Annotated in this window: 27 protein-coding genes; 11 read left to right on the top strand and 16 right to left on the bottom strand. The window is 40.0% G+C overall.

Annotation, left to right across the window (positions count from 1 at the left end; genetic code table 11):
* Positions 1 to 168: 168 nt before the first annotated feature.
* Entirely contained in the window at positions 169 to 1,920 is a 1,752-nt protein-coding gene (ggt, locus tag AAEY94_RS06685) for a gamma-glutamyltransferase (protein ID WP_182743920.1), read from the bottom strand.
* A gap of 112 nt (positions 1,921 to 2,032) precedes the next feature.
* Here ggt and AAEY94_RS06680 point away from each other — a divergent pair, with 112 nt between their 5' ends.
* Entirely contained in the window at positions 2,033 to 3,211 is a 1,179-nt protein-coding gene (locus AAEY94_RS06680) for a GNAT family N-acetyltransferase (RefSeq protein ID WP_182743919.1), read from the top strand.
* A gap of 41 nt (positions 3,212 to 3,252) precedes the next feature.
* On the opposite strand, the gene AAEY94_RS06675 is transcribed toward AAEY94_RS06680, so the two are convergent.
* The 3 genes from AAEY94_RS06675 to AAEY94_RS06665 form a co-directional block, all read right to left on the bottom strand.
* Positions 3,253 to 3,870, bottom strand: a complete 618-nt coding sequence (locus AAEY94_RS06675; protein ID WP_101086908.1) for a LysE family translocator — start codon at positions 3,868 to 3,870, stop codon at positions 3,253 to 3,255.
* A 103-nt stretch (positions 3,871 to 3,973) separates the two neighbouring features.
* On the bottom strand, positions 3,974 to 5,014 hold the full coding sequence (gene hppD, locus AAEY94_RS06670; protein ID WP_162023320.1) for a 4-hydroxyphenylpyruvate dioxygenase: 1,041 nt from the start codon (positions 5,012 to 5,014) through the stop codon (positions 3,974 to 3,976).
* A gap of 70 nt (positions 5,015 to 5,084) precedes the next feature.
* Positions 5,085 to 6,245, bottom strand: a complete 1,161-nt coding sequence (locus AAEY94_RS06665; RefSeq protein WP_192115070.1) for a homogentisate 1,2-dioxygenase — start codon at positions 6,243 to 6,245, stop codon at positions 5,085 to 5,087.
* Positions 6,246 to 6,464: 219 nt separating this feature from the next.
* Here AAEY94_RS06665 and AAEY94_RS06660 point away from each other — a divergent pair, with 219 nt between their 5' ends.
* Both AAEY94_RS06660 and AAEY94_RS06655 read left to right on the top strand, forming a co-directional pair.
* On the top strand, positions 6,465 to 7,394 hold the full coding sequence (locus tag AAEY94_RS06660; RefSeq protein WP_350978089.1) for a LysR family transcriptional regulator: 930 nt from the start codon (positions 6,465 to 6,467) through the stop codon (positions 7,392 to 7,394).
* Between the two features lie 173 nt (positions 7,395 to 7,567).
* Positions 7,568 to 8,356, top strand: a complete 789-nt coding sequence (locus AAEY94_RS06655) for a TIGR00266 family protein (RefSeq protein WP_059743964.1) — start codon at positions 7,568 to 7,570, stop codon at positions 8,354 to 8,356.
* A 187-nt stretch (positions 8,357 to 8,543) separates the two neighbouring features.
* On the opposite strand, the gene AAEY94_RS06650 is transcribed toward AAEY94_RS06655, so the two are convergent.
* Entirely contained in the window at positions 8,544 to 9,011 is a 468-nt protein-coding gene (locus tag AAEY94_RS06650; RefSeq protein ID WP_350978087.1) for an EVE domain-containing protein, read from the bottom strand.
* Positions 9,012 to 9,167: 156 nt separating this feature from the next.
* The gene (locus tag AAEY94_RS06645) at positions 9,168 to 9,581 is read right to left on the bottom strand and encodes a YccF domain-containing protein (RefSeq protein ID WP_101086914.1); all 414 of its coding nucleotides are present in this window, start codon (positions 9,579 to 9,581) and stop codon (positions 9,168 to 9,170) included.
* Positions 9,582 to 9,776: 195 nt separating this feature from the next.
* Between AAEY94_RS06645 and AAEY94_RS06640 the strand changes: the two genes are divergently transcribed.
* Complete coding sequence (locus AAEY94_RS06640; RefSeq protein ID WP_350978086.1) at positions 9,777 to 10,748, top strand: 1-aminocyclopropane-1-carboxylate deaminase/D-cysteine desulfhydrase; 972 nt, start codon at positions 9,777 to 9,779, stop codon at positions 10,746 to 10,748.
* A 223-nt stretch (positions 10,749 to 10,971) separates the two neighbouring features.
* Here AAEY94_RS06640 and AAEY94_RS06635 read toward each other — a convergent pair whose 3' ends face one another.
* The 4 genes from AAEY94_RS06635 to AAEY94_RS06620 all read right to left on the bottom strand — a co-directional run bounded on the left by AAEY94_RS06635 (position 10,972) and on the right by AAEY94_RS06620 (position 13,895).
* Entirely contained in the window at positions 10,972 to 11,145 is a 174-nt protein-coding gene (locus AAEY94_RS06635) for a hypothetical protein (protein WP_011637775.1), read from the bottom strand.
* 683 nt (positions 11,146 to 11,828) lie between these two features.
* The gene (locus tag AAEY94_RS06630) at positions 11,829 to 12,512 is read right to left on the bottom strand and encodes a ChrR family anti-sigma-E factor (RefSeq protein WP_350978084.1); all 684 of its coding nucleotides are present in this window, start codon (positions 12,510 to 12,512) and stop codon (positions 11,829 to 11,831) included.
* Entirely contained in the window at positions 12,505 to 13,167 is a 663-nt protein-coding gene (locus AAEY94_RS06625; protein WP_101087219.1) for a sigma-70 family RNA polymerase sigma factor, read from the bottom strand. The genes AAEY94_RS06630 and AAEY94_RS06625 overlap by 8 nt, the downstream gene beginning before the upstream one ends.
* A 137-nt stretch (positions 13,168 to 13,304) precedes the next feature.
* A complete protein-coding gene (locus tag AAEY94_RS06620; protein ID WP_350978083.1) occupies positions 13,305 to 13,895 on the bottom strand; it encodes an LON peptidase substrate-binding domain-containing protein in 591 nt (196 codons plus the stop codon).
* A gap of 516 nt (positions 13,896 to 14,411) precedes the next feature.
* Between AAEY94_RS06620 and AAEY94_RS06615 the strand changes: the two genes are divergently transcribed.
* A complete protein-coding gene (locus AAEY94_RS06615) occupies positions 14,412 to 15,353 on the top strand; it encodes a chemotaxis protein CheV (RefSeq protein WP_162023314.1) in 942 nt (313 codons plus the stop codon).
* Positions 15,354 to 15,378: 25 nt separating this feature from the next.
* Here AAEY94_RS06615 and AAEY94_RS06610 read toward each other — a convergent pair whose 3' ends face one another.
* A complete protein-coding gene (locus tag AAEY94_RS06610) occupies positions 15,379 to 16,038 on the bottom strand; it encodes a hypothetical protein (protein ID WP_350978080.1) in 660 nt (219 codons plus the stop codon).
* Between the two features lie 64 nt (positions 16,039 to 16,102).
* On the bottom strand, positions 16,103 to 16,462 hold the full coding sequence (locus tag AAEY94_RS06605) for a DUF2750 domain-containing protein (protein ID WP_041413601.1): 360 nt from the start codon (positions 16,460 to 16,462) through the stop codon (positions 16,103 to 16,105).
* A 485-nt stretch (positions 16,463 to 16,947) separates the two neighbouring features.
* Between AAEY94_RS06605 and AAEY94_RS06600 the strand changes: the two genes are divergently transcribed.
* From AAEY94_RS06600 to AAEY94_RS06575, 6 genes are all read left to right on the top strand, one after another.
* On the top strand, positions 16,948 to 18,195 hold the full coding sequence (locus AAEY94_RS06600; RefSeq protein ID WP_162023312.1) for a lytic murein transglycosylase: 1,248 nt from the start codon (positions 16,948 to 16,950) through the stop codon (positions 18,193 to 18,195).
* An 84-nt stretch (positions 18,196 to 18,279) separates the two neighbouring features.
* Positions 18,280 to 18,762, top strand: a complete 483-nt coding sequence (locus AAEY94_RS06595) for an FKBP-type peptidyl-prolyl cis-trans isomerase (RefSeq protein ID WP_101086921.1) — start codon at positions 18,280 to 18,282, stop codon at positions 18,760 to 18,762.
* Positions 18,763 to 18,861: 99 nt separating this feature from the next.
* Entirely contained in the window at positions 18,862 to 19,089 is a 228-nt protein-coding gene (locus AAEY94_RS06590; RefSeq protein ID WP_101086922.1) for a DUF3389 domain-containing protein, read from the top strand.
* 130 nt (positions 19,090 to 19,219) lie between these two features.
* A complete protein-coding gene (locus AAEY94_RS06585) occupies positions 19,220 to 19,888 on the top strand; it encodes an alpha/beta hydrolase (RefSeq protein WP_350978077.1) in 669 nt (222 codons plus the stop codon).
* Positions 19,889 to 20,200: 312 nt separating this feature from the next.
* Positions 20,201 to 21,919, top strand: a complete 1,719-nt coding sequence (ushA, locus tag AAEY94_RS06580; protein ID WP_101086924.1) for a bifunctional UDP-sugar hydrolase/5'-nucleotidase UshA — start codon at positions 20,201 to 20,203, stop codon at positions 21,917 to 21,919.
* A 198-nt stretch (positions 21,920 to 22,117) separates the two neighbouring features.
* The gene (locus AAEY94_RS06575) at positions 22,118 to 22,291 is read left to right on the top strand and encodes a hypothetical protein (RefSeq protein ID WP_174839642.1); all 174 of its coding nucleotides are present in this window, start codon (positions 22,118 to 22,120) and stop codon (positions 22,289 to 22,291) included.
* 182 nt (positions 22,292 to 22,473) lie between these two features.
* Here the strand turns inward: AAEY94_RS06575 and AAEY94_RS06570 are convergent, their stop codons facing one another.
* The 4 genes from AAEY94_RS06570 to AAEY94_RS06555 form a co-directional block, all read right to left on the bottom strand.
* Positions 22,474 to 23,319 (bottom strand): D-hexose-6-phosphate mutarotase, encoded by an 846-nt coding sequence (locus AAEY94_RS06570; protein ID WP_192115064.1) that lies wholly within the window; start codon positions 23,317 to 23,319, stop codon positions 22,474 to 22,476.
* 280 nt (positions 23,320 to 23,599) lie between these two features.
* Positions 23,600 to 24,214, bottom strand: coding sequence for a DUF938 domain-containing protein (locus AAEY94_RS06565; RefSeq protein WP_192115063.1), 615 nt, complete (start codon positions 24,212 to 24,214; stop codon positions 23,600 to 23,602).
* Positions 24,214 to 24,876, bottom strand: coding sequence for a response regulator transcription factor (locus tag AAEY94_RS06560; protein WP_101086927.1), 663 nt, complete (start codon positions 24,874 to 24,876; stop codon positions 24,214 to 24,216). Before AAEY94_RS06560 ends, AAEY94_RS06565 begins: the two co-directional genes overlap by 1 nt.
* Positions 24,877 to 25,058: 182 nt before the next feature.
* Entirely contained in the window at positions 25,059 to 25,496 is a 438-nt protein-coding gene (locus tag AAEY94_RS06555; protein ID WP_101086928.1) for an acyl-CoA thioesterase, read from the bottom strand.
* Positions 25,497 to 25,613: the final 117 nt, after the last annotated feature.

The raw sequence follows: 25,613 nt of genomic DNA, 5'->3' as shown, positions 1-25,613 counted from the left end.
TGTGAACCATCAAGATGAACTTTTTATGTATTCGAAATGATTTCGAATTAGGTAAGTACCGCTAGCGTGAGAACGATATTGTTAATGATTTTTGTTACTTTATTATCAATGATAGCGGCTTTAGATTATGTAAAGCCGCTATTGCTTTAAGGGTAATGGTTAATGGTATTAATAGCCGATGGCGGCAGAACCCGCGCGTCTTGGATCTGAAGCGCCAAAAAGACCTTGCTCTGTCATCATTATCGATTGAGTACTGCCAATCGATTCTTGCACTTTCACTTTGTGACCTTTGGCTTCAAGTAATGAAATAGTATCGCGATTCAATGTATGTTCCACCCAAATAAAATCAGGTAACCATTGGTGATGCATACGTGCAGCAGCGGTTGCTTCGGCAATGTTTAAGTTATGATCAATCACATTCATGATCATTTGCAGCGTAATATTAATAATCCGTGAGCCACCAGGGCTGCCGGTAACAATGAAAGGTTTGCCATCTTTCATTACCATGGTTGGACTCATGGAGCTAAGAGGGCGCTTATTTCCTTGCACTGCATTTGCTTCCCCACCAATTAAGCCATAACCATTAGGGGTACCTGGTTTAACCGAAAAGTCATCCATTTCATTGTTTAATAAAATCCCAGTACCTTTAGCGACTAAGCCTGAACCATAACTGAAGTTAAGGGTATAGGTGTTAGCAACTGCATTGCCCCATTTATCGATAACCGAGAAGTGGGTAGTTTGATCGCTCTCATATGGTGCTAGTTTCCCCGGCTTAATTTCGCTGCTAGGGGTGGTTTTATTGATGGCGATTTTACTGGCAATCTCTTTTGCGTATTGTTTGCTAGTCAATTGTTTTACAGGAACAGTAACAAAATCTGGGTCGCCTAAATACTCACTACGATCAGCATAGGCATATTTCATGGTTTCGGCCATAAGATGCAAAGTGTTTGCGCTATTGTGGCCTAATTTATCAATGGGGAATTGCTCGAGTACATTGAGCATTTCGATAATATGAATACCCCCTGAAGATGGCGGCGGCATAGATACCACTTCGTAGCCTCGATAATTACCTCGAACCGGTTCGCGCTCAACAACTTTGTAGTTAGCTAAATCATTTAAACTCATTACCCCGCCAGCATTTTGGACCGCAGAGACAATTTTTTCAGCCGTTTCACCTTGATAAAACCCTTTACTACCTTTCTGGGCTATCAACGATAAAGACTGTGCTAACTCAGGTTGTTTGAGCAATTCATTGACTTGATAATTACTGCCGTCGGCATGGTAGAAAATTGCTGCTGAACTTGGCCATTGAGTAATACGAGATTTAAGGCCCGCTAATGAGTTTGATAGATCTGAAGTAACAACTATACCGTCTTTGGCGAGCTTAATCGCAGGCTTGATCACTTGCGCCATTTTCATGGTGCCATATTGTTTTAAGGCCAGTTCCATCCCCATAACGGTTCCAGGTACGCCCACAGCTAGTCCATGCTCACGACTGAGTTTGTCAACTGCATTGCCTTGTTCATCAAGGAAGATATCTTTGTGCGCTTTAGCAGGGGCTGTTTCACGGTAATCGATAGCAATGGTTTTATTTTGCTCGGCTAAATGCACTAGCATAAAACCACCACCACCAATATTACCCGCGCGAGGTAAGGTTACTGCAAGTGCATATGCCACTGCTACGGCCGCATCGACCGCGTTGCCACCTTGTTTTAAAATATCAACACCAATTTGGCTAGCTATGGCTTCTTGGCTTGAAACCATGCCATGCTTAGCATAGATTGGCTGAGCCGTTGCCATTTCACTGAAGATTGAAGCTTCATTTGCTTGGCTGTCAGCAATATGAAGCGCAGGATAACAAAGTGTGAGTGTTAATGCGGTGCTCAAAAAAAGCGGTGTTAATTTAGGGAATCGTGTCACGATCAATCCTTGGTGTGTATTGAGAAGATACTGTGATAGAACATGCCACATGATAGCAATAATTGGTATGAGTTTTAGCGGTTGAGTGTTAATTATTATAGGGTAGGTGTGGGTGGAACAAACACAAACGCGAGTTTATCAATATAAATTTGTTAATAGTATTAGCAATATAGATTCTTCAGTATGGAATATCTTTTTTGGATCATCTCATCCTTTTACCCGGCATGAATATTTATCCGCTCTGGAAATGAGTCGCTGTGTTAGTGCTGAAACGGGTTGGACGCCGATGCACCTTATGGTGATGGATGGCGATAATATTATTGCATTGATGCCCTTGTACCTTAAAAGTCATTCTTGGGGGGAATATGTGTTTGATTGGGCATGGGCAGAAGCTTATGAGCGTCACAATATAGGCTATTACCCTAAGCTTGTGGGCAGTATACCTTTTACTCCTACAACTGGGCGACGTATTGGTATTGACCCAAGGTTACCAAAACACGATCAACAGCCCTTGATTGACGGTATTCAAACCTATCTGTCACAAACTGTCATTAAACAGGGTTGGTCATCTTGGCATTGTTTATTTACCAATACCGAGCAACATCTACAGTTTGCACAAGCAGGGGTAATGGAGCGTGTTGGTTGTCAGTTTCATTGGCACAACCAAAATTATGCTGATTTTAATGACTTTCTGAGTACATTAACGTCACGTAAACGCAAAAACATCACTAAAGAACGAATTTCTGCAAGACAACAGCTACAATTCCGATTTATCGATGGCGATAAGGCGAGTGCAGAGCAATGGCAGGATTTTGTGCGTTGTTATCAAAATACTTATTTAAAGCGTTCGGGTCATAAAGGGTACTTGTCGGCAGCATTCTTTGAGCAGATAGCAGCAACAATGGGCTCAATGATCCGATTATTATTGATTGAAAATAGTGACGCACAATTAGTGGCATCAGCATTATATTTTGTGTCAGACACGCATTTATATGGTCGTTATTGGGGGGCGTTAACAGAATGCGACTATGTCCATTTTGAAGCATGTTATTACCAAGGTATTGAGTACGCTATCGCTAATCAATTATTAGTTTTTGATGCAGGAGCACAAGGCGAACATAAAGTGGCTCGAGGTTTTCGTCCTGTGAAAACCACCTCAAGCCATTTTGTTGCTCATGAAGGTTTTAATGATGCCATCGGTGCTTTTTGTCAACAAGAGCAAGCTCATATCGACATTTATATACAGCAAATGTGCGAACAACTGCCGTATAAATCGATTGAAAATACATAAAATAATATGAGGTTAATTACTCATCAAATGTGCTTTCTGGGTTAGCCTAGCGCTAGCCAAATACCAACCAGTATCATTAAACTTCCGGCGATACGATTCATCCAGCGGATATTATCGCCTCGACTTAAAAATAATCGTAAACTCTTACCGCCGCTGGCATAAGCCAGCATCGACACACTTTCGGTGACCATTATAATACTAAGCAAAACGGCGAGTTGTGGCCCAACGGCATTATCAACATTAATAAACGGCGGTAATAGCGAAATCATAAAAGCCCAACCTTTAGGGTTGGCAATCGCGGTAATAAATCCTTGGCTGATTAAGCTCATGCGACTGGCTTTAACTTCAATACCAGTGATGATGGCCATTTTGCCTTTAGCACGCCACATATTAATGCCAATGTAGCCAAGGTAAGCGCCACCCACCCACTTAAGAATATCGAACACCTGTGGGTAATTTAGCATGATGCTAGCAACCCCAAGTACTGCTGCAATGGCGACCAACGCCACGCCCACTAATTCACCTAACATCATCCATAAGGTTCTGCGTACACCAATACTCATGCCGAGTGTCATGGCTAAAGTCATGCACATACCGGGGGTGATAGACACAAAAAAGAACGTTGGAATAAACACAGCGAGTACGGCGTAATCTGGCATTAGAAAGGTCTTTGATTAGAATGTAGATGGCAGAGTGTAAAGGCCTAAAATGATAAAAACCAGCAATTTGCTGGTTTTTATGTATCACTTCGTGTCTATAAAATTACAGCACGCCGCGTTTCATTTGATCGCGTTCAATCGATTCAAACAACGCGGTAAAGTTACCTTCGCCAAAGCCAAGGTTATTTTTACGTTGAATGATTTCAATGAAGATAGGCCCAAATAGATTTTTGGTGAAAATTTGCAATAAATAACCGTCATCATCGCCATCAACCAAAATCTGGTGATGCTTGATACGGTCGTGATCTTCGGTCACTTGTGGCAACTTCTCGAAAATGGTGTCGTAATATTCAGGAATAATATCCAGTGTTTTGATTGAGGTGCCTTCCATAGCATCGAGTGAGGCCACAATGTCACGACTTCTGAATGCCAGATGTTGAACACCTGGGCCATTGTATTCACCTAAGTATTCATCAATCTGATTTTTGTTATTACCTTTACCTTCGTTAATCGGGATGCAGAAACTGCCGTCTGGAGAGCGTAGCGCATAAGATACCAAAGCAGTTTGAGCGCCGCTGATATCGAAATAACGCACTTCGGTAAAACCAAAAATGTCTTTATAAAAGTTAGCCCATTTTTCCATGGTGCCTTTGTAGACATTATTGGTTAAATGGTCGACTTCCATAAAGCCTTTCTCAGGCGTTACGATAGGCTGTTCTAAATCGACAAAGTCAGTTTGATAAATATTGTTTTGTTCACCAAAAGTGTCAATAAAATAAATCAGACTGTCGCCGATACCGTAAATAGCTGGGTAGGGCATGTCTTTATTGGCATCATCGGCTGGTTTTGCACCACGGGCAACGGCTTCTGTAAATGCAAACTGTGCATCTTCTACACGCCAACCCATTGAACAAATAGCCGGACCATGAGATTTGGCGAATTCTGCAGAAAAGCCTGCACGGCCTTTATTCAATAGAAAGTTAATGTCATTTTGTTTGTAGTAAACAATGTCATTATTTTTGGTTTTTTTTAACATCGAAAAACCAAAATCAATGAATACTTGGTGCATGTATTCTGTATCTGGGCTAGCAAATTCGGTGAATTCAATGCCTAAAAGGCCCAGTGGATTTAGTTCGCTTGCCATTTTGTTTTCCTTTATTTTATGTCAACACGCAATCACTCTTTGGTGACTTGGGTTAGCTATAAATGTGGTCTTAGTTTTCTAACCAAGAGCGGTTGTAATCATCACTCATGCAATTTTTGACATGAGCGGTTAAATTCAGTGGGGCGAAGGTATCAACCATCACCGCATATTCGTATGTTTCGGTTTTGCCGATAGAGGCTTCTGTGCGACCAGGTTGAGGCCCATGCGGCACACCTTTTTGGTGTAACGTCATATAGCCCGCTTCAATGCCTGTACGGCTCATAAAGTCACCATCGACGTAATACAAGACTTCATCGCTGTCGATGTTGTTGTGGTAATAAGGTGCTGGTATCGATTTCGGATGAAAATCGTATGGGCGTGGCACAAAGTTACAAATGACAAAATTGTGTGCAGTAAACACTAAATGCTCAGACGGTGGTAAATGAATCTTGCCAACTTTGGGTGCATATTCACTGATGTTAAATGCCCAAGGATAAACGCAACCATCCCAGCCTACTAAGTCAAATGGATGCCATTGCAGTGTCATTTTTTGATAGCGATCACCAAATTTACACATTAACGGAAACTCACCTTTTTCAACCACGGCATCAGCCAAGGTTGGCGTACGAATGTCTCGTTCACAGTAAGGTGCAGATTCAAGCATTTGGCCGTATTCGTTTCTGAAATGCTTTGGCACTTCGACCATTGAGGATGATTCAATAACAAACAAGCGTACATTTTGATAATCGTTAAATTTAAGTTGGTACGTGGTCCCGCGTGGAATAATTAAGTAATCCCATTTATTGGTTTCAATGACACCGTATTCACTCAATAATTGGCCTTCACCCTCGTGAATAAACACCACTTCGTCAGCATAGGCATTTCGATAAAATTCATTGGTGTCTTCAGTCACTTTCGCGGTGTACATGGCGACATCATTATTGAAAAATATTTTATTTCGGGCGCTAAAAAAGTTGCCTTGGCAGTCGGCTTGGCGCGAGTCTAATTTGTAATTTTGAATTAATGAGTCTTGCCATTGTTCACCATGAGATAACGAGTAAGGTTGAACGTCTATCGCTTTGGTTGGCATATTGTGATGATATTTATTGGAGTAGATATTCGAAAAGCCATGGGTTGAAAATAATTCTTCACGGTACAACTCGCCATTGTCTTTTTCGAAGGCAATGTGACGTTTGGTCGGGATCTGACCTTGTTTAACATAGAATGGCATCTGATTGTCCTATGGTGAATCGACTGCGAGTGTCGTGGCGTTTATGTTATTTGTTGTTATGGCCTAATCGCATTGGGCAAACCAATATGTGATCTAACTTACAATTTAGTGGTAAAGATCAACAAAAAAAAGAATAATAAATAACTCAACACAATCTATTTTTTAGATTGTTATGTTAACTTTACATTTGTGTATGGATAACGGGACAGTGGAAATCTTATGCGAATAGATATCGATGCCTTTAATGTACTGCAAGTACTTGTTGAAGAAGGAAGTTTTGCAAAAGCTTCAGAGCGATTACACAAGGCACAATCGGCAGTAAGCTATCAGATTAAAAAACTAGAGCAACATCTAGGCGTGACATTATTTAATCGAGATCATTATCGAGCGGAATTAACACCCGAAGGTAAGGTTATTTTGGCCGAAGGGCAACGGCTGTTACAGCATTTAGCCAATATTGAACATCTTGCCAGTCGCTTTAGTCAGGGTTGGGAGCCCAAACTTGAGTTAGTAATAGACGGTGCTTTACCGATGGAACCGATCATGACCGCGCTTAAGCGCATGTCAGAACACAACATACCGACTAAAGTGCAGCTTAATATGGAGTTTTTAGGCGGGGTACAGCATCGCTTTGAGCGCGACCAGGCCGACTTAATGCTGGTTAAGGATTATCGTACTGGCCCCTCTTATCATCCTAAACCGCTACCTGCTATTACCAGCGTGCTTGTCGCGTCATCACAACATCCATTAAGTCATCTTAAAGACATTAGTTTGCCTGAATTGCAACAACATGTTGAGTTAACCATCGAAGATTCATCTCCTGGTAAACGTGACCGCGATGAAATGCAATTTGGCGGCGATAAAGTCTTTTATTTGTCAGGCTTTATCATGAAAAAAAATGCTTTACTTAAAGGCCTGGGTTTTGGTTGGATGCCGGATTTTTTAATTGCCGAAGAATTACATCAAGGACTACTTATTGAAGTTGATTTTATTGGTGGTAATCGGTTTAGTTTTACACCGCAATTAGTATCAACTTTAGAGCGACCACTTGGTCGAGCAGGGCAATTATTTACTGAATTAATTTTGCAAGAATTTGCCCAATATCAGCAACAGCAACAATTAGGGTTAAGTGGTGCGGGTTTAGGTTAACGATGGACACAATTGGTAAACAAATGCAGTGGCAACAGAACGCGGATATTTTATTGAAATGTTGTCATGTTAAATGGATGATCATTTTGTTACCTTAAATCATCCATAAGGAATAATGCCTTAATACTGAATTGGGCAACTGCAAACATTAAATAAATTTTTAAGGAATGAAAATGAGCATGAAAAGTCATGAAGTAGATTATGAAATTATAGGTTCTAGCATGCAGCTGGTTGAAGTTGAATTAGACCCAAATGAGTCTGTTATTGCTGAAGCGGGTGCGATGACTTACCTCGAAGAAGACATTATGTTTGAGGCCAGAATGGGTGATGGCTCTGAACCAGAATCCGGTTTTTTTGGCAAGCTACTTGGTGCAGGTAAACGCGCCATTTCGGGTGAGGGTATTTTTATGACCCACTTTACTAATCAAGGTCAACAAAAACGAAAAGTGGCATTTGCTGCGCCATTTCCTGGCACTATTTTGGCTATAGACTTAGCTCAACATCAAGGCGAACTTATCTGCCAAAAAGACAGCTTTTTAGCGGCAGCCTTAGGCACGCAAGTAAGCATGAAGTTTAATAAGCGATTAGGCACCGGTTTCTTTGGTGGTGAAGGATTTATTCTACAAAGCCTTAAAGGTGATGGCATGGCGTTTGTGCATGCTGGTGGGACACTGATTAAAAAAGAATTACACGGTGAGACATTGCGGGTCGATACCGGTTGTTTAGTTGGATTCACTCCCGGGATTGATTATGACATACAACGTGCAGGCTCATTAAAGTCGATGGTATTTGGTGGTGAAGGTTTGTTCCTTGCAACCTTAAAAGGCCATGGGACTGTGTGGTTACAAAGCTTACCGTTTTCTCGTATGGCTGACAGAATTATTGCTCATGCACCATCAAGTGGTGGCAAAGACCAAGGTGAAGGTTCTGTACTTGGCGGAATAGGGCGAATGATTAACTAATATGGGCATTGCGTGATCTTATCACTGTGCCGTTAGTATTTGAGCTCAGACTATTTATAGCTAATAGTGTTTACGTAGTCTGAGCTGTCTTTAGGAGGCGGATTTAAAGAAGATGTTTACTGGCCTGCTGACAAGCTGGTCTGTTTTAATTCAAGGTTACCGATGCAAGGTCATCAATCTAACGTTATTATTCTAAGGTTGTTAGTTGCATAATGTGTTGGTATTGCAACTGTGTGACGGGCTGAATACTCAGGCGGGCACCTTTAGCCACTAATACCATATCTTGCAGCGCGGGATCGGCTTTCAATTGCTTCAAGCTCACAGGCTGAGAAAATTTGGCCATAAATTGAATATCGACTTGCCACCATCGAGGCGCATTAGCGTTAGATTTTGCATCAAAATACGGTGAACGGTTATCAAAAGCACTGCTATCAATTTGAGCTTCACTGCTAATTTTTGCTAAACCCACAATGGCAGGAACTTTACAGCTAGAGTGGTAAAACAACACTACATCGCCCAATGTAATTTGATCGCGAATATAATTACGTGCTTGATAGTTACGAATACCTTGCCAAGCAACAGTTTGCTGCTTACTCATCTGTAGATTATCAATACTAAAGTCGTCTGGTTCAGACTTCATTAACCAATAGTTCATGTGATCCCATTATCGTCTTGAAAGTGACTGAATAACCTTTCAGTGCTTAAGAATGGCAATGTACACGTTGCTGATACGATTAGGCAAATAAAAAGCCGACAGCATTATGCTATCGGCTTTTTACAATAGTGGTCATTCAGCGGTTATTAACGAATGTTAATAAGTCGGTTTGGCAATAACGGTTTGACCAATAGGGGTTAAACTTAATAAGGCCAACTTAAGATGTTGTAACGCGAACGGAATACCTATAATCGTTACAAAACAAGCCAGAGCATGGACTAGATGACCAATCGCGAGCCAAATACCAAAGCATAAAAACCATATTACATTACCCACCAAACCTAACGTGCCAGTGCCAATATCTTCTTGGCCTGAAATGTGTTTCCGGTTAACGGTCTCTTGTCCAAATGGCCAGAAAGCCAGTTCGCCAATAACAAAACAAGCACGACCAAATGGGATGCCAATGATACTGATAAAGCACAGTACTCCAACAAACCACCAAGCTAGTCCCATAACAAAACCACCCATTAAAAACCAAGCAATATTAAAGATTAAGCGTAAAAGAGACATTTTCATTCCTATCAATAGTCAATATTCTCAATATAAGCCATTTTCATGCCAGGTTTTCAATTTGTTGATTACTAAGGATTAAGTGTTGCTGTGGTATTGTATAAATAGAACAGTGCGAGGATTCACGCAAATGAATCGATGAGATTTATCATTTTTTAGTTAAAATGCTCATATTACAGTTGATTGAGACAATTCATGTTTTCGATAAGCCCAGTGCAAACGATGAACTTTGCTGGCCGCAGCATCTACATTAAACGAGATGATTTATTACATGCTGATTTTAGTGGTAATAAAGCACGTAAATTTTATCATTTTTTACATCATGATTATTCACATGTTACCCAACTAGTGGCATCGGGTTCGGCCCAAGCCAACTCATTATATTCCATGTCAGTATTGGCTAAGCGGCAAGGGTGGAAATTTGATTACTATGTAAGCCATATCAGCGAGTTTTTATTACAACATCCTCAAGGCAATTATGCCGCTGCGATACAAAATGGCGCCAATATTATTGATGTTAGTCATTTGACCGATGTTGAAAATCTTCAAAGTATGCATTTAGACGATGCGATGCAATATATTGTTTCATCGAATCCAAGCTACGCAGATAAAAAACAATTACTTTTTATTCCTGAAGGTGGGCGTTGTGAGTATGCCGAAACCGGGATAACACAACTTGCCTGTGAAATTATTCAATGGGCGCAAGATCAACAAAAAAATAAGCTAAAGGTATTTTTACCCTCAGGTACGGGGACCACTGCGGCCTATTTAAATAAACAACTTACTCAACAATTGGCTCATTTATCATTAACGAAAGTTTTTACCATTGAGGTGTTAACTTGCAGTACTGTGGGAGGGGATGAATATTTACGTCAACAATTCTCACAATTAGTCGATGAGGTTTATTTTCCTAAAATTATTAATGATGGTTATAAATATCATTTTGGCAAACTATCACGACGTTGTTTTGATATGTGGAATACAGTATGCCAGTCGGGAATTGAATTTGAATTATTGTACGACCCGGTTGGATTTCTAGTGTTACAACATTATTTGAATAGTAAAACTGCCAATGCAACCGATATTCTCTATATACATCAGGGGGGAGTTTTGGGAAATAAAACAATGTTGCCAAGATACCAACGAAAATTTTCGCACACTGTTTAATTACAGGGTGAATGCAAGATGTTTTTTCTATAAGTTGTTGATATAAAATTAGATATTTTAGAGGGGTTAACTGGGATGTAACGCTGAAGAATAACTTAAAATGATGCGAGTGAGTTATTCATTTTGCCCTGTTTTAATAAACATCGGTAAGTGAGAGGAGAATACCGAGAAATGAGTTTATTAAATAACAGAGCAAATGATTAACGCAAAGCGTTAGGGGGTATTACTTATTGGCAGAGATTAACCATTTCATGAAGTTTAATGCTTCAATACGTTTTGAAAAGGTTTTTTTGTTTTTACCTAGGCTGTCGGTAAAAGCAATTGAATTCTTGTTTGACGAGATAGAGTTAACCGGAAAGCTAACTGAAATTTCGTGTCCATTCATGTTGTATGACATAGGTCACACTCCTTCTTATATATTCACCATTAGGTGAGAAAATTGTTCAATAAAATATCCTTGGCATTTTTTAGTGTTGCAAAAGATTAATGTTTCGAGATTTAACTTAACCTATCCTTTACTCACTAATCAAGTGTTGATATGTAAATAGTTGATTAAGGTCTATTTTATGCTTGCAACATTGATGTTGTCACATGACATATAGCCATAAAAAAATTAATACATATTTAGTACTTAACTTTGTAAGTTAAACATAGTTTTATGACAACAAGATGACGTGAATATAATTTAAATTATCATATCAACAGAAATCAATTGAAATCAAAAACGATGTACAGAAGCTTGTCTTGGGTTTATTTACGAAGTGAAGTTGAGCAGACTTACAGGTAGGTAACCAAAATTAACAAGAAAACTAAATCTGTGTGGATAATATACTGAGTGTTTGCATATGGCAATAGTCTTTTTCAATTTTTAATCAAATTAATGCAGTTTTCGATTAAAAAATAGCAATTAGTGACTAATCATCGACAATTCTCACCTTGCTCGGATGTCGATAGTGTTAAAAGGGATGACGAAAATTCACTCATCATCCCTTATTGCTGGTACAACTTAATGATAAATAGCGGCCAAGTTGTCGATGCACAAACCTTAGTAGTTAACATTTTAAGAAACTAACGTAATGGTTAGTAAAGTAAATCGCCAATTGGGTTTAATAGTTTGCTGAACCCTTTAGTGAAGTATAACGGGGCATCGACAATGGTATAGCACAAACAACCTTCAAGTGTTTTTGGTGAATGTTGGTGCTCTTTATCAAGCAACATAAAGTCACCAGGCTTGTAGGTGTTGTAACAGTCGCTGAACTCACCTGCGAGCAGTAATGTTAGCTCTGCACCTTTGTGTGTATGTTCAGGAATTTCACCGTTGGCTGCGATATGCAACAAGCTTGCTCTTGCTTGTGGCTCTCCGGTATCGAGTCTCAAACGGCTGACTTTACCAATACCCTGCCAAGAAGCATTAATTTGCTTACGAAATACCTTAGGCAGCGGATAATGTTGACCTTTAATACTAACGCTATTGTCTTCAATCAGATCAACTGTACTAGCTTGTTCAACCTCTAAAGTATCTAAGGTTGAATTTAGTAGCTGCTCGAGTAGTGCGTCTAATTGATTATTATTAGTGTCTACCGACTGAGTTTTTACGGCTGACTCAAACTGTTGCTCAGACAACGCAATTGTCATCTGGTCAAGTTGTTGCTGGCAATGAGGACACAATTCAGCATGAGCGGAGATAGCAATCGACATCGATAGCGGCAACTCGCCTTTAGCATGGAGAGACAGCAAATGCTGGTCTGGGTGGTAATTAATCATAGTGTTTCTCCATAAAGCTTTTTAATTTTTCCAAGCCAAGTCTGAGTCGTGATTTAACCGTTCCAATTGGAATGTTAAGTTTGTCTGCTAACTCTTGTTGAGTAAGCTCTTGCATATAAATACCTTGTACTACTTGGCGTTGTAGAGGAGGTAATTCTTCTACATGCAGCAATAAAGTTGCCGATAATAAAAAATCATCGTCGTTGTTTTCAGCTTCATCAGACTCAAATAAAGGCCAAATATCATCACCGAAAGAATCTTCACGGTTATGTTGTACTTTACGGAGCATGTCAAAACATTGATTACGCATGATGGTAAATACCCAAGTACTTACCGCTGCTTTGTCTGCATTGTAAAGATGGGCTTTTGTCCATACTCGAGTCATTGTCTCTTGAACTAAATCCATGGCTAAGCCCTGTTGGCTTAAGCGCTGAACACCAAAAGAGTTAATTTTTGGGCCAAAATGCGAAAAAAGTTTTGCAAAAGATGCTTTGCATCGATCATTAGCCACCTGCATCATTAATGACGCAAGCTCATCAGCCATTGGATTGGGTTCGTTTGATTTCATAGCACCGCTTAGTTTAATTAGGGATCTTTGTGCAAGATGCCCCTTATCATAACGACTTTGTGTGCTTTGTGATTGAACATTTTCCATTATTTCACCCGCATCCAATAAATAACTCATTGAGCATAAGAGATTACGTCATTATGCTGTGGCTATCCTGAGCTCAAACAAGCTGCAGTATCATTATCTTGTACGTGGCATTATTGGGTTCGGATCACAGTTCTGTATTATTTTATTATGTCGGCTAAGAATGATTTAGCTAATTGATGATCATGGCTATTGATACACTGATATTTTTCTTTGGAACTCAATGGGATAATTTCAAGCCATCGCTGACAAACCCACGCAATATCATTAAAGTTTTCTTCAGAATAGTGGGCAAGATGCTGTGGGTATTGCTGTAAAATTTGCTTTAACGTATTGCTAAGTGCTTTATCTTTTTTACGCTCATCAGTGTGATCGTGGCTCTGTTCAGTTTGTGGTTCAATGATATCGCACGGCCAAGAATCAATTAAGCTGACATTGGCGCGCTTTAAACCGTCACTATCAACACTTATTTTGTTAATAATGAACGTTTTTTGCCCTTGCACACTAATACCTAATAAGCCATCTTCAAGCGTTTCAAAGTCGATAATCTGGGTTAATGTGCCCATGGGTAATATGGTTTTTTTATCATCAGCCAACATACATAAGCCAAAACCAACACCACTTTTTAGCGATTCTGATACTAAGCGTTTATATCTAGGTTCAAAAATACGTAACTGGGTATATCCTTGAGGTAACAAGCAAATCGGTAATGGGAATAATGGGATGATCATAACGGCCCCTGAATGACTTTTAACGAATAATCTACACTGTTGTACGTACACAAACAGGTTAATGATCACCTTGATCTGTGTTTTAAACATGCCAAATTATATTGTGTTATGTGTGAAAATTTATGCTCAAATGCATTATCAAGACGGGCTATTCATATGAACGTCTTAAGTATTAATTGAGTTAAATGGTTTTACAACAGTAACAGGCTTATCTATTAGGATAACAGCCGACAGACTTAACAAAGCAAAACCGAGGGTGAATTGATGCCGCGGTTTCAGGAGTCTTTTTATTGGTGTTAACTTTAGTAGAACGTTTATGAGATGAAATAATTCGAGTTTCGAATTAAACATTTTACGTATTAGGGGTGTTTTTTGATCTTGTTTATATATATTTTTTATTTTTGCGGCATAAATCCTGATTCAACACTGTTTAATGATATTTTTTAAGTATAATTACCCTTGTTAATGATGACGCGTCTTTGATGTTGCTTGTATGTTTTTAGGTGGAACCTGTTCATGAGAAAAGTGCTCGATACGGTAGATCAAAGAACTAAGTTAGTTGGCGAAAACCGTTTAGAATTGTTGTTGTTTCGCATTAACTCCACCCAGTTGTTTGCCATTAATGTATTTAAAATCAAAGAAGTGGTTAAGTTGCCACCCTTACATAAGTTACCCGGCAGTAATCATAATGTTTATGGAGTAGCCAACATTAGAGGGATGTCGATCCCAGTGATTAATTTACGACAAGCGATTGGTTTCTCGCCGATGCCAGTGAATGACGATTGTAACTTGATTATTACCGAGTATAACCGCAGTGTGCAGGCTTTTTTAGTCGGTAAAGTCGAGAATATCGTTAACATGACCTGGAGTGATATTATGCCGCCGCCCAAAACCACTGGCGGACATAATTACTTAACCGCAATAACGAAAATTGAAGACCAAGGACACTTACGATTAGTGTCTATTATTGATGTTGAGAAGGTATTAGCTGAGATTATTGATTACGATGTGAAGTTATCTGACGGTGTGTTAGATGAAGCGCTCGTTTCTTACATGCCTGGTCGTAAGATATTAATTGTGGATGATTCGTCAACGGCGCGTAAACAAGTAAGGGACACTCTCAATCAACTTGGTATAGAGATTATTGAGGCGTCAGATGGATTACAAGCTTTGCGATTATTACAATCGTGGGCTGATGAAGGCAGACAGGTTGCCGATGAATTGCTAATGATGATTACCGATGCCGAAATGCCCGAAATGGATGGTTATAAGTTGACCTTTGAGGTGCGTAACGATCCTCGAATGGCGGCACTCTTTATTACTCTCAATACTTCTTTAAGCGGTAGCTTTAACCAAGCGATGGTGAAAAAAGTCGGCTGTAATGAGTTTATCTCTAAATTCCAGCCCGACTTATTAGTCAGCGTTGTTCAAGATCGTTTACGGAGTATTCTTAGTTAGGCCACAATTGAATGATTAAGTGGTTTTATTGATCCATATCTTCGATTAACTCGTCAAGAATACGCCGTTGATGCCCTGGGGTGATACCAATATTGAGTCTCGCTATTTTGACAGCATGGCCAAATTGAGCTTTACCAAGTAAGGTAACCAGTTGCTGTAAAAAACCACTGTCTAAAGATAAGGTCTTGCTATAGTGGCCAATGGCTTTTGTTAGAGAGGTAAACATTATATCGTCAAACTCGAAACCGGTATGATATTGACTACTGTCACCCGCTATTTCGCCTTCAAGTAAAACCCCGTCCAGACTTAATGGCCAGCCCCGTGCATTCATGCGACTTTGGGCTATTTGATACATCATCCAGGCACTTTTTTTAAATCCACCAAAAATCATACAATCAAAATCTGATTCTTCGAGTTCTTGCTCAGTCCAATTAATGCCAATCGCCAAGTCTTTGCTATATATATGCATTAAATTATCTTTAACCGCATCTCGACAATCCCAAATAGAGGTCAGCAGATTTTTCTTGGCTAACATATGGCATTCTTTACAAGCAGGAATGGCTAGAGAGGGGTGGGGAGTGTGAGTCATTCTATAGTAATCAAAAATATGATTACTGGGTTCGTTGCAAAACCAACAGGTGTGGCGTTTGTCAAAAGGAATATCAATCAGTGTAGGCATGGGCATAATAATATCAAAAAGCTGTTCAATGGCTGAACAGCTTGGGTAGTAAGATCAAATCAATTAATGATTATTCTTTTTCAAAATCAACTAATTCTTTAGCCAATACGATTGGGTCAATTTCTAGGCATTCTTGTTCAGCTTCCCAATCAACACCTATTAATACACCGTCATCATTTAAATCACTTACCCAGTATTCTAAAAACTCAGTCAGTGTAATAGTCACTGGGTTGTAGTCTGCCCACTCATCAGTGCAATGGCTTTTTGCAGCAGCTTCACTTGACCAAAGTGGCATAACATCAGTTTCTTCAAATTCTGATGAGTCACATACAACCCAACCTTCACCTGTTTCATCTTGTAAGCCCCATAAGACTTGATGTTGTTTTACGCTTTCGATAAAGCCTGTTAGTGCTGCTGTTTGTTCTGTCATGATAAATCGCTTAAATGAGTGAGAATTAACATCATTATACGGACTCAATGAATAAGGAAAAGGCTTAATTAATGACAATTTTGTTTATGAGGATCCTTGGTGGTCATTTAGAAACTAAATTGCCCCAGAATCTAGACGCAAATCGGGCATTTAGTCTCTTATTAGAAACTAACACGATTAAATGCGTCAATGTTGTAACTGTATTCGCTGTCGTTCGTTGGGTCATTTAAATCAATCGATAGTCTTGGCGTTATTGACCCGCTTATTTATCAAGCTGTTTGTATGACTCAAATCAAGTGCAGCGATTAAGACGAGTGTCTGTGGTTTTGAGTGACGGCTTCATTATTAATCACTTGTCATCGGTGTTGTTATTTTTCACTTGAATTTGGCATAAATAAACAGGGTTTAATGTTAACAGGTCTTGTTTACTGAAAGCCGATGCGTCACGATATTCAATATTCATTTTTGTAAAATAAGTGTTGTTCATGGCTCATAAAAGACGTTTTTCTGTGTTTATTGCTTCAATGTTTGTATCTAGCACCTTATTGAGTGCCTGTGCTGTGTCGGCATCACCCGATCCTGTTGTTGATGTTACTCCAGTTCAAGAGCATCCCGATTTTGCTACCTGTGTGATTAATTTACAGCAAAAAGCAAAAACGGCAGGGATTTCACAGCAGATTATCGATACAACGGTGGCAAATTTAAAGTTTGTCCCTAGGGTGATTGAATTAGATAATCAGCAGCCAGAATTTACCACAAGCTTTGGTGATTACTTCGACAAACGCGTCACACCATGGCGGGTTGAACAAGGCAGAAAAATGATGGCTAAACATGAGTCATTATTAACTAAGCTAACAAAAGAGTATGGCGTGCCTGGGCAATATATTGTTGCTTTTTGGGGCCTAGAAACCAACTTTGGTAGTTACAAAGGTAGCATGCCAGTGCTCGATTCATTGGCAACGCTAGCATGCGATCCAAGGCGTAGCGATTATTTCACTGGCGAGTTATTACAAGCGTTGAAGTTAAAGCAGCAATATAATTTCGCAGATAACAAAATGGTTGGATCGTGGGCTGGGGCGATGGGGCACACCCAATTTATGCCAACTAACTATCGTAAGTATGCAGTAGATGGTGACGGTGATGGTATTGCCGATTTATGGAATAGTGAAGTGGATGCATTAACTTCTGCAGCTAATTTTCTACAACACCTAGGTTGGAAAGCAGATGAGCGATGGGGACGAGAAGTATTATTACCTGTTGATTACCCGTTTGCTTACTTGGGCGGTAAACACCCGTTACCATTAGTAAAATGGCAAGCGCTTGATATTAAACAATCTAATGGTCAGCCGTTATCGACACCAGATATGCAAGCCGCTTTATATTTACCAGCAGGGCATACGGGTCCAGCTTTCTTAGGGTATGACAACTTTAATGTGATTATGCGTTGGAACCGCTCTGAATTTTATGCCATAGCAGTCGGTCATTTAGCCGACAGAATTAATGGCGGTGCGGAATTAACACGTGCGGTACCTAAGCAGCCAAGGTTAAGCCGAGAAACGGTAAAGCAATTACAACAAAAACTGAATGATGCTGGGTTTGATGTCGGTAAGCCAGATGGCATTTTAGGTCGTAATTCAGTGCTAGGTTTGCAAGCTTTTCAGCAGCAAAAAGGGCTAATTGCGGATGGATTTCCTGACGAACAAACATTTAATGCATTAGGCATCAAATTATAATGGCCACCTAAAAGGCTACTTTTTTGTGGATGCATTAGCACGCTTTTGCTAAGCTTCGGCAAATTTTAGAGTTAAGGAACGATAATGATCATTAAAGACGATATGGTAGTGCAGTTTAATTACACGCTACGTGATGAAAAAGGCGATGTGCTTGAATCAAATGAAGGTCGTGAGCCGATTGCATATCTGCATGGGCATGACAACATGATGCCTGGTATCGAAGCTGCTATTAATGGTAAAGAAATTGGCGAAAAGTTTACTATTACTCCGCCAGCCGCTGACACTTATGGTGAACGCCAAGAAGATTCAGAGCAGCGTGTATCAGTTAAACATCTTGTCGGTGCAAAAGTATGGAAACCTGGCATGGCTGCAGTGGTGAACACTGAACAAGGTCAACGTCAAGTTACCATCATTAAAGTGGGTAAATTCATGGCAACGGTTGATGTTAATCATCCACTTTCTGGCCGTGAATTAACATTCGACATCGAAATTGTCGGTGCTCGTGATGCATCAGATGAAGAAATTGCTCATGGCCACGCCCATGGTGCCGGTGGTCATCACCACTAATGAGATTGATTTGCTGTTAATTCTTAATTTAACAGCAACTTAATTCTTGTATGAATCCCAAGTGAATACTTGGGATTTTTGTTTTTACAGTGAGTTATTATGGTTATTGATTTTTCTTTGGGTAAAATTATTGTCACTGTGCATGAGATTCAATGCCGGTTTCATGATAGTCAACTGGTGCTTGCTGCGTCAGTAGATGATATTAGCTGTTTTCATCAAGGTTTAGTGATTGTTGCCGATGCGGGGACGGTGCGGTGGAGTCTCAAACTCGATAATCCAGCGCAATTAGAGGCGTTACTTGATCACACCGGGATCCACGCACAATAGCCATTAGTCATAAATCTATCTGAATACAATAGATTATTTATGATGTTTAAACGTGAATCGTTCGATGTTAAAAATCAATTAACGTAAGATAGCCACTAATATTGTGACTGTATTGATAGGATTAATAAATATGACTGCTCAGTTAGATAAAATCGTGATTGAACCGCAATCACCTGCAACATCTTGTGTCATTTGGTTACATGGTTTAGGCGATTCTGGTGCTGGTTTTGCACCAGTAGTACCAGTATTAGGCTTAAATAGTCAGCATAGTATTCGTTTTATTTTCCCTCATGCACCAGAGCAAGCTGTGACGATTAATGGCGGGTTTGTGATGCGTTCATGGTACGACATCAAAAGCATGGATTTGCATGACCGTGCAGATATCCAAGGTGTTATGGCGTCTGAGCAAGCAATACGTCAGCTAATAGTCGATCAAATCAGCAGCGGTATACCAGCAGATAAAATAGTCTTAGCGGGTTTTAGTCAAGGCGGAGTCATGAGTTTGTTTACCGGTCTGCGTTTTGAGCAAAAACTGGCAGGTATTATGGCATTATCTTGTTATTTACCTGGTGGAGAAGCATTGCCAGAGCAACTTGCTGACGCCAATATTCATACTCCCATTTTCCAAAATCATGGTGAGCAAGATGATGTAGTCCCTATTTTTGCGGGGAAAATGGCACATGATGCTCTGATAACAGCAGGTTATCAGAGTGTTTGGAAAACCTATCCTATGGCTCACAGCGTATTACCTAATCAACTTGTTGATATTGGTCAATGGTTACAACAAGTTTTGAAATAATGCAAAATAAGTATTGTTCTTGTTTTGGGATAATCGATGATGTTACGTAGTATTTAAAAAACCAATCTATTTAAATGGCTTAGCAGTAAAAATGCATAAGCCATTTTTTTACTTTGCATTAACAAGCCCGTTAACATGGTTATTGTTTTTCTCAGGGAATTGTTAAAGGGTAAGCTGCTGTTAAATAGTGTATTTAAAATCACATTCTGTCATAAAAGTGACATCAAAATCCGTCAATCTTTGTTATCATTCTGGCCGTGAATAGGATAATTCACGGATTTAAAAATATAAATTATAACATCGGGGTAAATCATGACAAATATGTTAATTAAAGGATTAGTCGCAACGGCTGTACTAGCAGCGTTAACCGGTTGTGGCAGTGACGACGACAATACAGCAGTCGTAGCACCAACAACATGTGCCGAAGCAGGTGCAGATTGTAAAATATTTACAGTATTACACACCAATGATAACCATGGCCGTTTTTGGTCTAACAGTGATGGCGAATATGGTATGGCAGCGCGTAAGACGTTGATCGACCAAATTCGTGCTGAAGTCAGTTCAAACGGTGGCGAAACGTTATTGCTATCTGGCGGTGACATCAACACAGGTGTTCCAGAATCAGATTTACAAGATGCATTACCAGATTTTATCGGTATGAACGAAATTGCCTATGATGCAATGGCTGTCGGTAATCATGAATTTGATAACCCATTAGCAGTATTAGATTCTCAACGTTCAGTAGCAAACTTCCCAATGCTTGCGGCAAACATTTATAAAGCAGACGGTACTCGTTATTTTGATGCTTATAAAGTGTTTGACGTTAACGGTGTTCGTGTTGCTGTTATCGGTTTAACCACCGAAGACACGGCTAAAATCGGTAACCCAGAATTTATTAAAGATTTAACCTTTACTGACCCAACAACTGAAGCAGCTAAAGTGATTGCAGAAATTAAAGCTGCAGATACCGCTGATTTAATTTTCGCAACGACTCATATGGGTCACTATGCTGATGCGCAAAATGGTAGTAATGCTCCTGGCGATGTAACATTAGCTCGCGCACTAGCTGCAGGTGATTTAAGTGCCATTATTGGTGGTCACTCACAAAACCCTGTATGTATGGAACCAGATACTAACGACTATGCAGAGTTTGCTCCTGGTGACGCTTGTACTCCTGACATGCAAAATGGCACTTACATTATGCAAGCTCATGAATGGGGTAAGTATGTTGGCCGTGCTGATTTTGAATATTTCAACGGTGAGCTTCATCTTGCAAGCTACAAGTTAATTCCGGTTAATTTGAAGAAAACGGTTGAAGATGCTGAAGGTAACAAAACTAAAGTTTTAGTTGCTGATGAAATCACAGCCGATGCAGATTTAAAAGCACTACTTTCTTATTACCAAGAACGTGGTCAAGGCCAACTTGATGAGATTATTGCTACTACAGATGCATTATTAGACGGTGAGCGTGCAAATGTACGTAATATGCAAACTAACTTAGGTCGTTTAGTTGCTGAAGCACAGCGTACTAAAGTGGGTGCAGATATCGGCGTGATGAACTCTGGTGGCGTACGAGCTTCTATTCAAGCGGGTGATATTTCTTATCGTGACGTGTTAACTGTGCAGCCTTTTGGCAACATGGTAACGTTGAGCACTATGACAGGTGCAGAAGTGACTGAGTATCTTAATACTGTAGCATCTTTCCAACGTGGTTCTGGTGCTTATGCACAAATCACTGGTGTGAAAATGACGGTTGATTGTACTGCGCAAACAGTAGCTATCAGTGAAATTAATGGTAAAGATTACAGTGCCACTGATTCATATAGCTTCACTGTACCAAGCTTTAATGCTGCTGGCGGTGACGGTTATCCAACATTAGACCCAATCCAAACAGGTTATGTTGATGCTGAAGTGTTATACACTTTCTTCAAAGACAAAGGCACTATTGCTGCCGCTGACTATGCGCCAATAGGTGACATTGTTTATGAAAACTCAAACAGCCCATTAGGTTGTGAAGTTACTGCAAACTAATTAAACTCAATTTAGGTTAATAGATGGGGTACCCATTTATTATTCCGAGCTAAGGTTAGATTGCAACAAAGGCAGCTTCGGCTGCCTTTTTTATTGGCGAGAGTTTAGTTGACTCGTGGTTTAATAAAGCGGTAATGTAATCAATAGGTTTTGTTACTATTGTTGAACAGTGCATGTATAGGATTGAGAGAAATTAATATGACAGGTACCTACAGATTATTGTTGTTAGTCACTTTAATTGTGCTTGCACTAACGTGTTATCTAGCCGGTAGCCAAACGGGAGCGGTGACTTTTTTTGTGGCAGGTGGATTGCTTGAAACAGCCTTTTGGTTTGGCTTGTTTAAAAAATCTAAAAATAGAAGCATTAGTTAATATTAACTTAAACAGTTATCGGTTATCAGAGGTTGCTTGTTGAATTGCTTATGATGGTATTGGGCAGAGTATTGAAATCGTAAATGGATATTTGAAAGTAACAAAGGCAACCTAGGTTGCCTTTTCTATTATAAAGCTATGACGTTCTCTGAATGGCTGTTTATCTCACTCAATTAGGTGTGTTATTTCCAGCCAATATGAGTGGTTAATGTATGACTTTGTCCAGGTGCTAACACCACGCAGTCTTCCAACACGTTAGCGGCTTCTAAGCACACCATGGATAAGTAATCGTCTGCATTAAAGCGTGAAAGGCGCATCGACTTGTCTATCCAAGGGTTCCAAAGAACCGCTGATTGACTGTTTTCGCGACTGACTACAATGGTGCCATTTTGTGTATGTAACTTCTGAGTATCACCTAATAGGGTATAAACCCTGTCGGTTTCTCGTTCAAATTTAACGACATCATCGACTTGTTTAAACGGCCCTTCACCAAATTCAATGTATTGTGACCCGCTAAAGCCACTCGCTTGCAATTGATGAATATCTTCAATAGGGAAGTAGCTATGCAATGCTTGGGTAAGCTTCACGTTATCATTTCCATTATTAGTATTCACCAAGCTGACTGATAAGGTTTCGCCTAAGGTGAATAGCACCTTTACTTGGGTATTATGGGGCCAATATTGTTTATCCATTTCACTGGCGGGCAGGGTGAAAACTAAATCTACTAATTGGTTACGCATTTTGACTGATTCAAGCGACCAGGTTTTGTTTCGTGCAAAACCATGCTGCGGAAACCCTGGAGTGTCGCTCATACCAAACCAAGGCCAACAAATGGGGATTCCTCCTCTGATACCATTACCAGGTTGGTAATCATCTGCACTTGAAACCCATAATAGTGGTGCTTTACCTACAGGTATAAATTGATCTATTTGTGCACCTTGCATAAAAATACGTGCTTGGCAAAGTGCTGTGTCAACAGCAACATAATCAAGACCATTGGGATGTCTTTTAGTGGTAACCGAACCCATAGTGTGTGTCCTTGTGTATTTTGACTCTAGTCGATAGCTTACAAGGTTTTTGGCAAGTAAGTCACTAATCGTTTGGATGATTTACGGGTGTTAACGGTCAACTTTAGTCAATAAGTAAACATCAAACCGCTATTGATTCAGTACCAAGCATTGCATCACTGCCATAGATAAGCGATTACGAGTTCAACTCGCCTTGTGAGCAAAATAACGCGTTTTGATATTACAGATTTGAAATCATCACACTGTATCGATTTAACCCATCTCTAATGTAGAGTTGAGGTTATTTACTAAAATGTAGCAGACGGTTATTGGCTGGCATGGCGATGTCTTCTTGAAGTATTAGCCCTTGTTGTTGTGCTAACTGGCAGATCCATTCAATATCACGGATACCACTATCAGGGTTGTTGTGTTGCAGCCATAAATTGAATTGTTGATTACTGTCACTGGTAAATTGGCCTTGATAATTAAAGGGACCATAAACTGCTAATGAGCCTGAATTAAGCAATACACTACCAACGCCAGCAAAGAACGCTTCAACCATTGGCTTACTCATAATGTGCAAGGTGTTAGCACTGAATATGGCATCTATATCAGATACAAGCAGGGGCCATGGTTGAGTGACATCAAGCTCGATGGCCTGTTGTAAGTTGGGTTGTGTTTGCAAATTGAGTCGAGCTTGTAGGGTAGGTAAATAATGTTGTTGGTCACTTGGTTGCCAGCGGACATGAGGAAGGTGTTCAGCGAAATAGACGCTGTGTTGGCCTGTACCACTGCCTATTTCGAGTATATGTTGCCTATTGGCAAACCACTCTGCCAATAGGGTTAAGATAGGCTGTTTATTATTTTCACACGCTTGTGAAAAAGGCAGCTGTTGTAGCGATAATGATTGAGGCATTACGAGATATCAATTCTGTCCATTTCTAAGTGCTGCAATGCTATCACCGCTTGAGTGCGATTGCGAACACCCAGTTTTCGGAATATCGCCGTGGCATGCGCTTTGATGGTTGCTTCTGATACCCCAAAATCATAAGCAATTTGTTTGTTGAGTAACCCTTCTGCAAACATCTGTAACACGCGATATTGTTGCGGGGTTAAGTCTGATAATCGGCTGGCCATTTTATCGGTTGGGTCATCAGAAACTGGCACGATTTGAGTACCTTTTGGCAACCAAATATCACCGTATAACACCGCATTTAATGCTTCTGCCAACGCTTCCATTGACGCAGATTTAGGAATGAATCCGCTACTGCCATAATGTATCGCTCGGCTGATGGTATTGATGTCTTCATGGGCAGATATCACCACTACGGGGATATCTGGATAATGAGTTCTAAGGTGGATCAGGGTTGAGTAACCGTGCGATCCAGGCATTTGTAGGTCCAGCAGGATTAAGTCAAATGGGGTCTCTTTTTGATCAAGAACCCTTTGTAACGCTTCGGCACTATCGGCCTCAAACCATTGAGTTTGTTCAAACGCATTACTCAGCGCTAGCCTTAAGGCATTACGGAATAATGGATGATCATCTGCAATGATGATGTTTAAATTTTCGAGCTTCATGGCGTTTTTTATTCTATGTTGCACGTGAAGATAAACTCAATGTAACAGAAAAGTAATCGAGTATTCTATTGCTTTATGTCACATTGTGATTGATTTGAATAAAAACCGTAAAATTATAGACTTTAGTCGAGTAAATAAAGTGCTAATGCAGCCATCTATCTGACTACATTAGCAAGGGTGTATTAATTGTGTGGCCACACTTGGGTTGGGTTTCTGTTTTCATCTACCGCAACAAAAGTAAATACTCCGCGTATTGCATGTTCTCGATGATCGTTGTACATATCTTCGACATAAATGTTCACTTCAACTTTGAGTGATGTATTACCAACATGAATCACATTAGCAATCAGCTCTGCTAAGCTGCCTGCGGGTATCGCTTTTTTAAAATCGATACGGTCAGAACTGACGGTCACTAATGATTTACGACAAAAACGGGTGGCGGCGATAAAGGCTGTTTCATCCATCCATGCTAAAGCATCACCACCAAATAAGGTGTTATGGTGATTGGTATTAGACGGGAAAATAGCCTTTATAACGCGCGCTTCTGATTGAGCAATACGTGCAGCAATGTCATCAGGGAAATGGTTTTGAGTTTGAGCAGGGTTTTGAGCAAGGGACATACAACTACCTAATGTTATGCAGATCAACAAAGAATTCAGCGAAAAAAGCCGCGTATTATACTGTATTGCGTGGATCTCTGTCGATGTCGTAGCGCCTGTTTAGTCACCCAAGGGCCA

The organism is Shewanella sp. AC34-MNA-CIBAN-0136 (assembly GCF_040309945.1).
In the GTDB taxonomy this organism is placed as follows: domain Bacteria; phylum Pseudomonadota; class Gammaproteobacteria; order Enterobacterales; family Shewanellaceae; genus Shewanella.
This window is presented reverse-complemented; position numbering and strand designations above follow the sequence as displayed.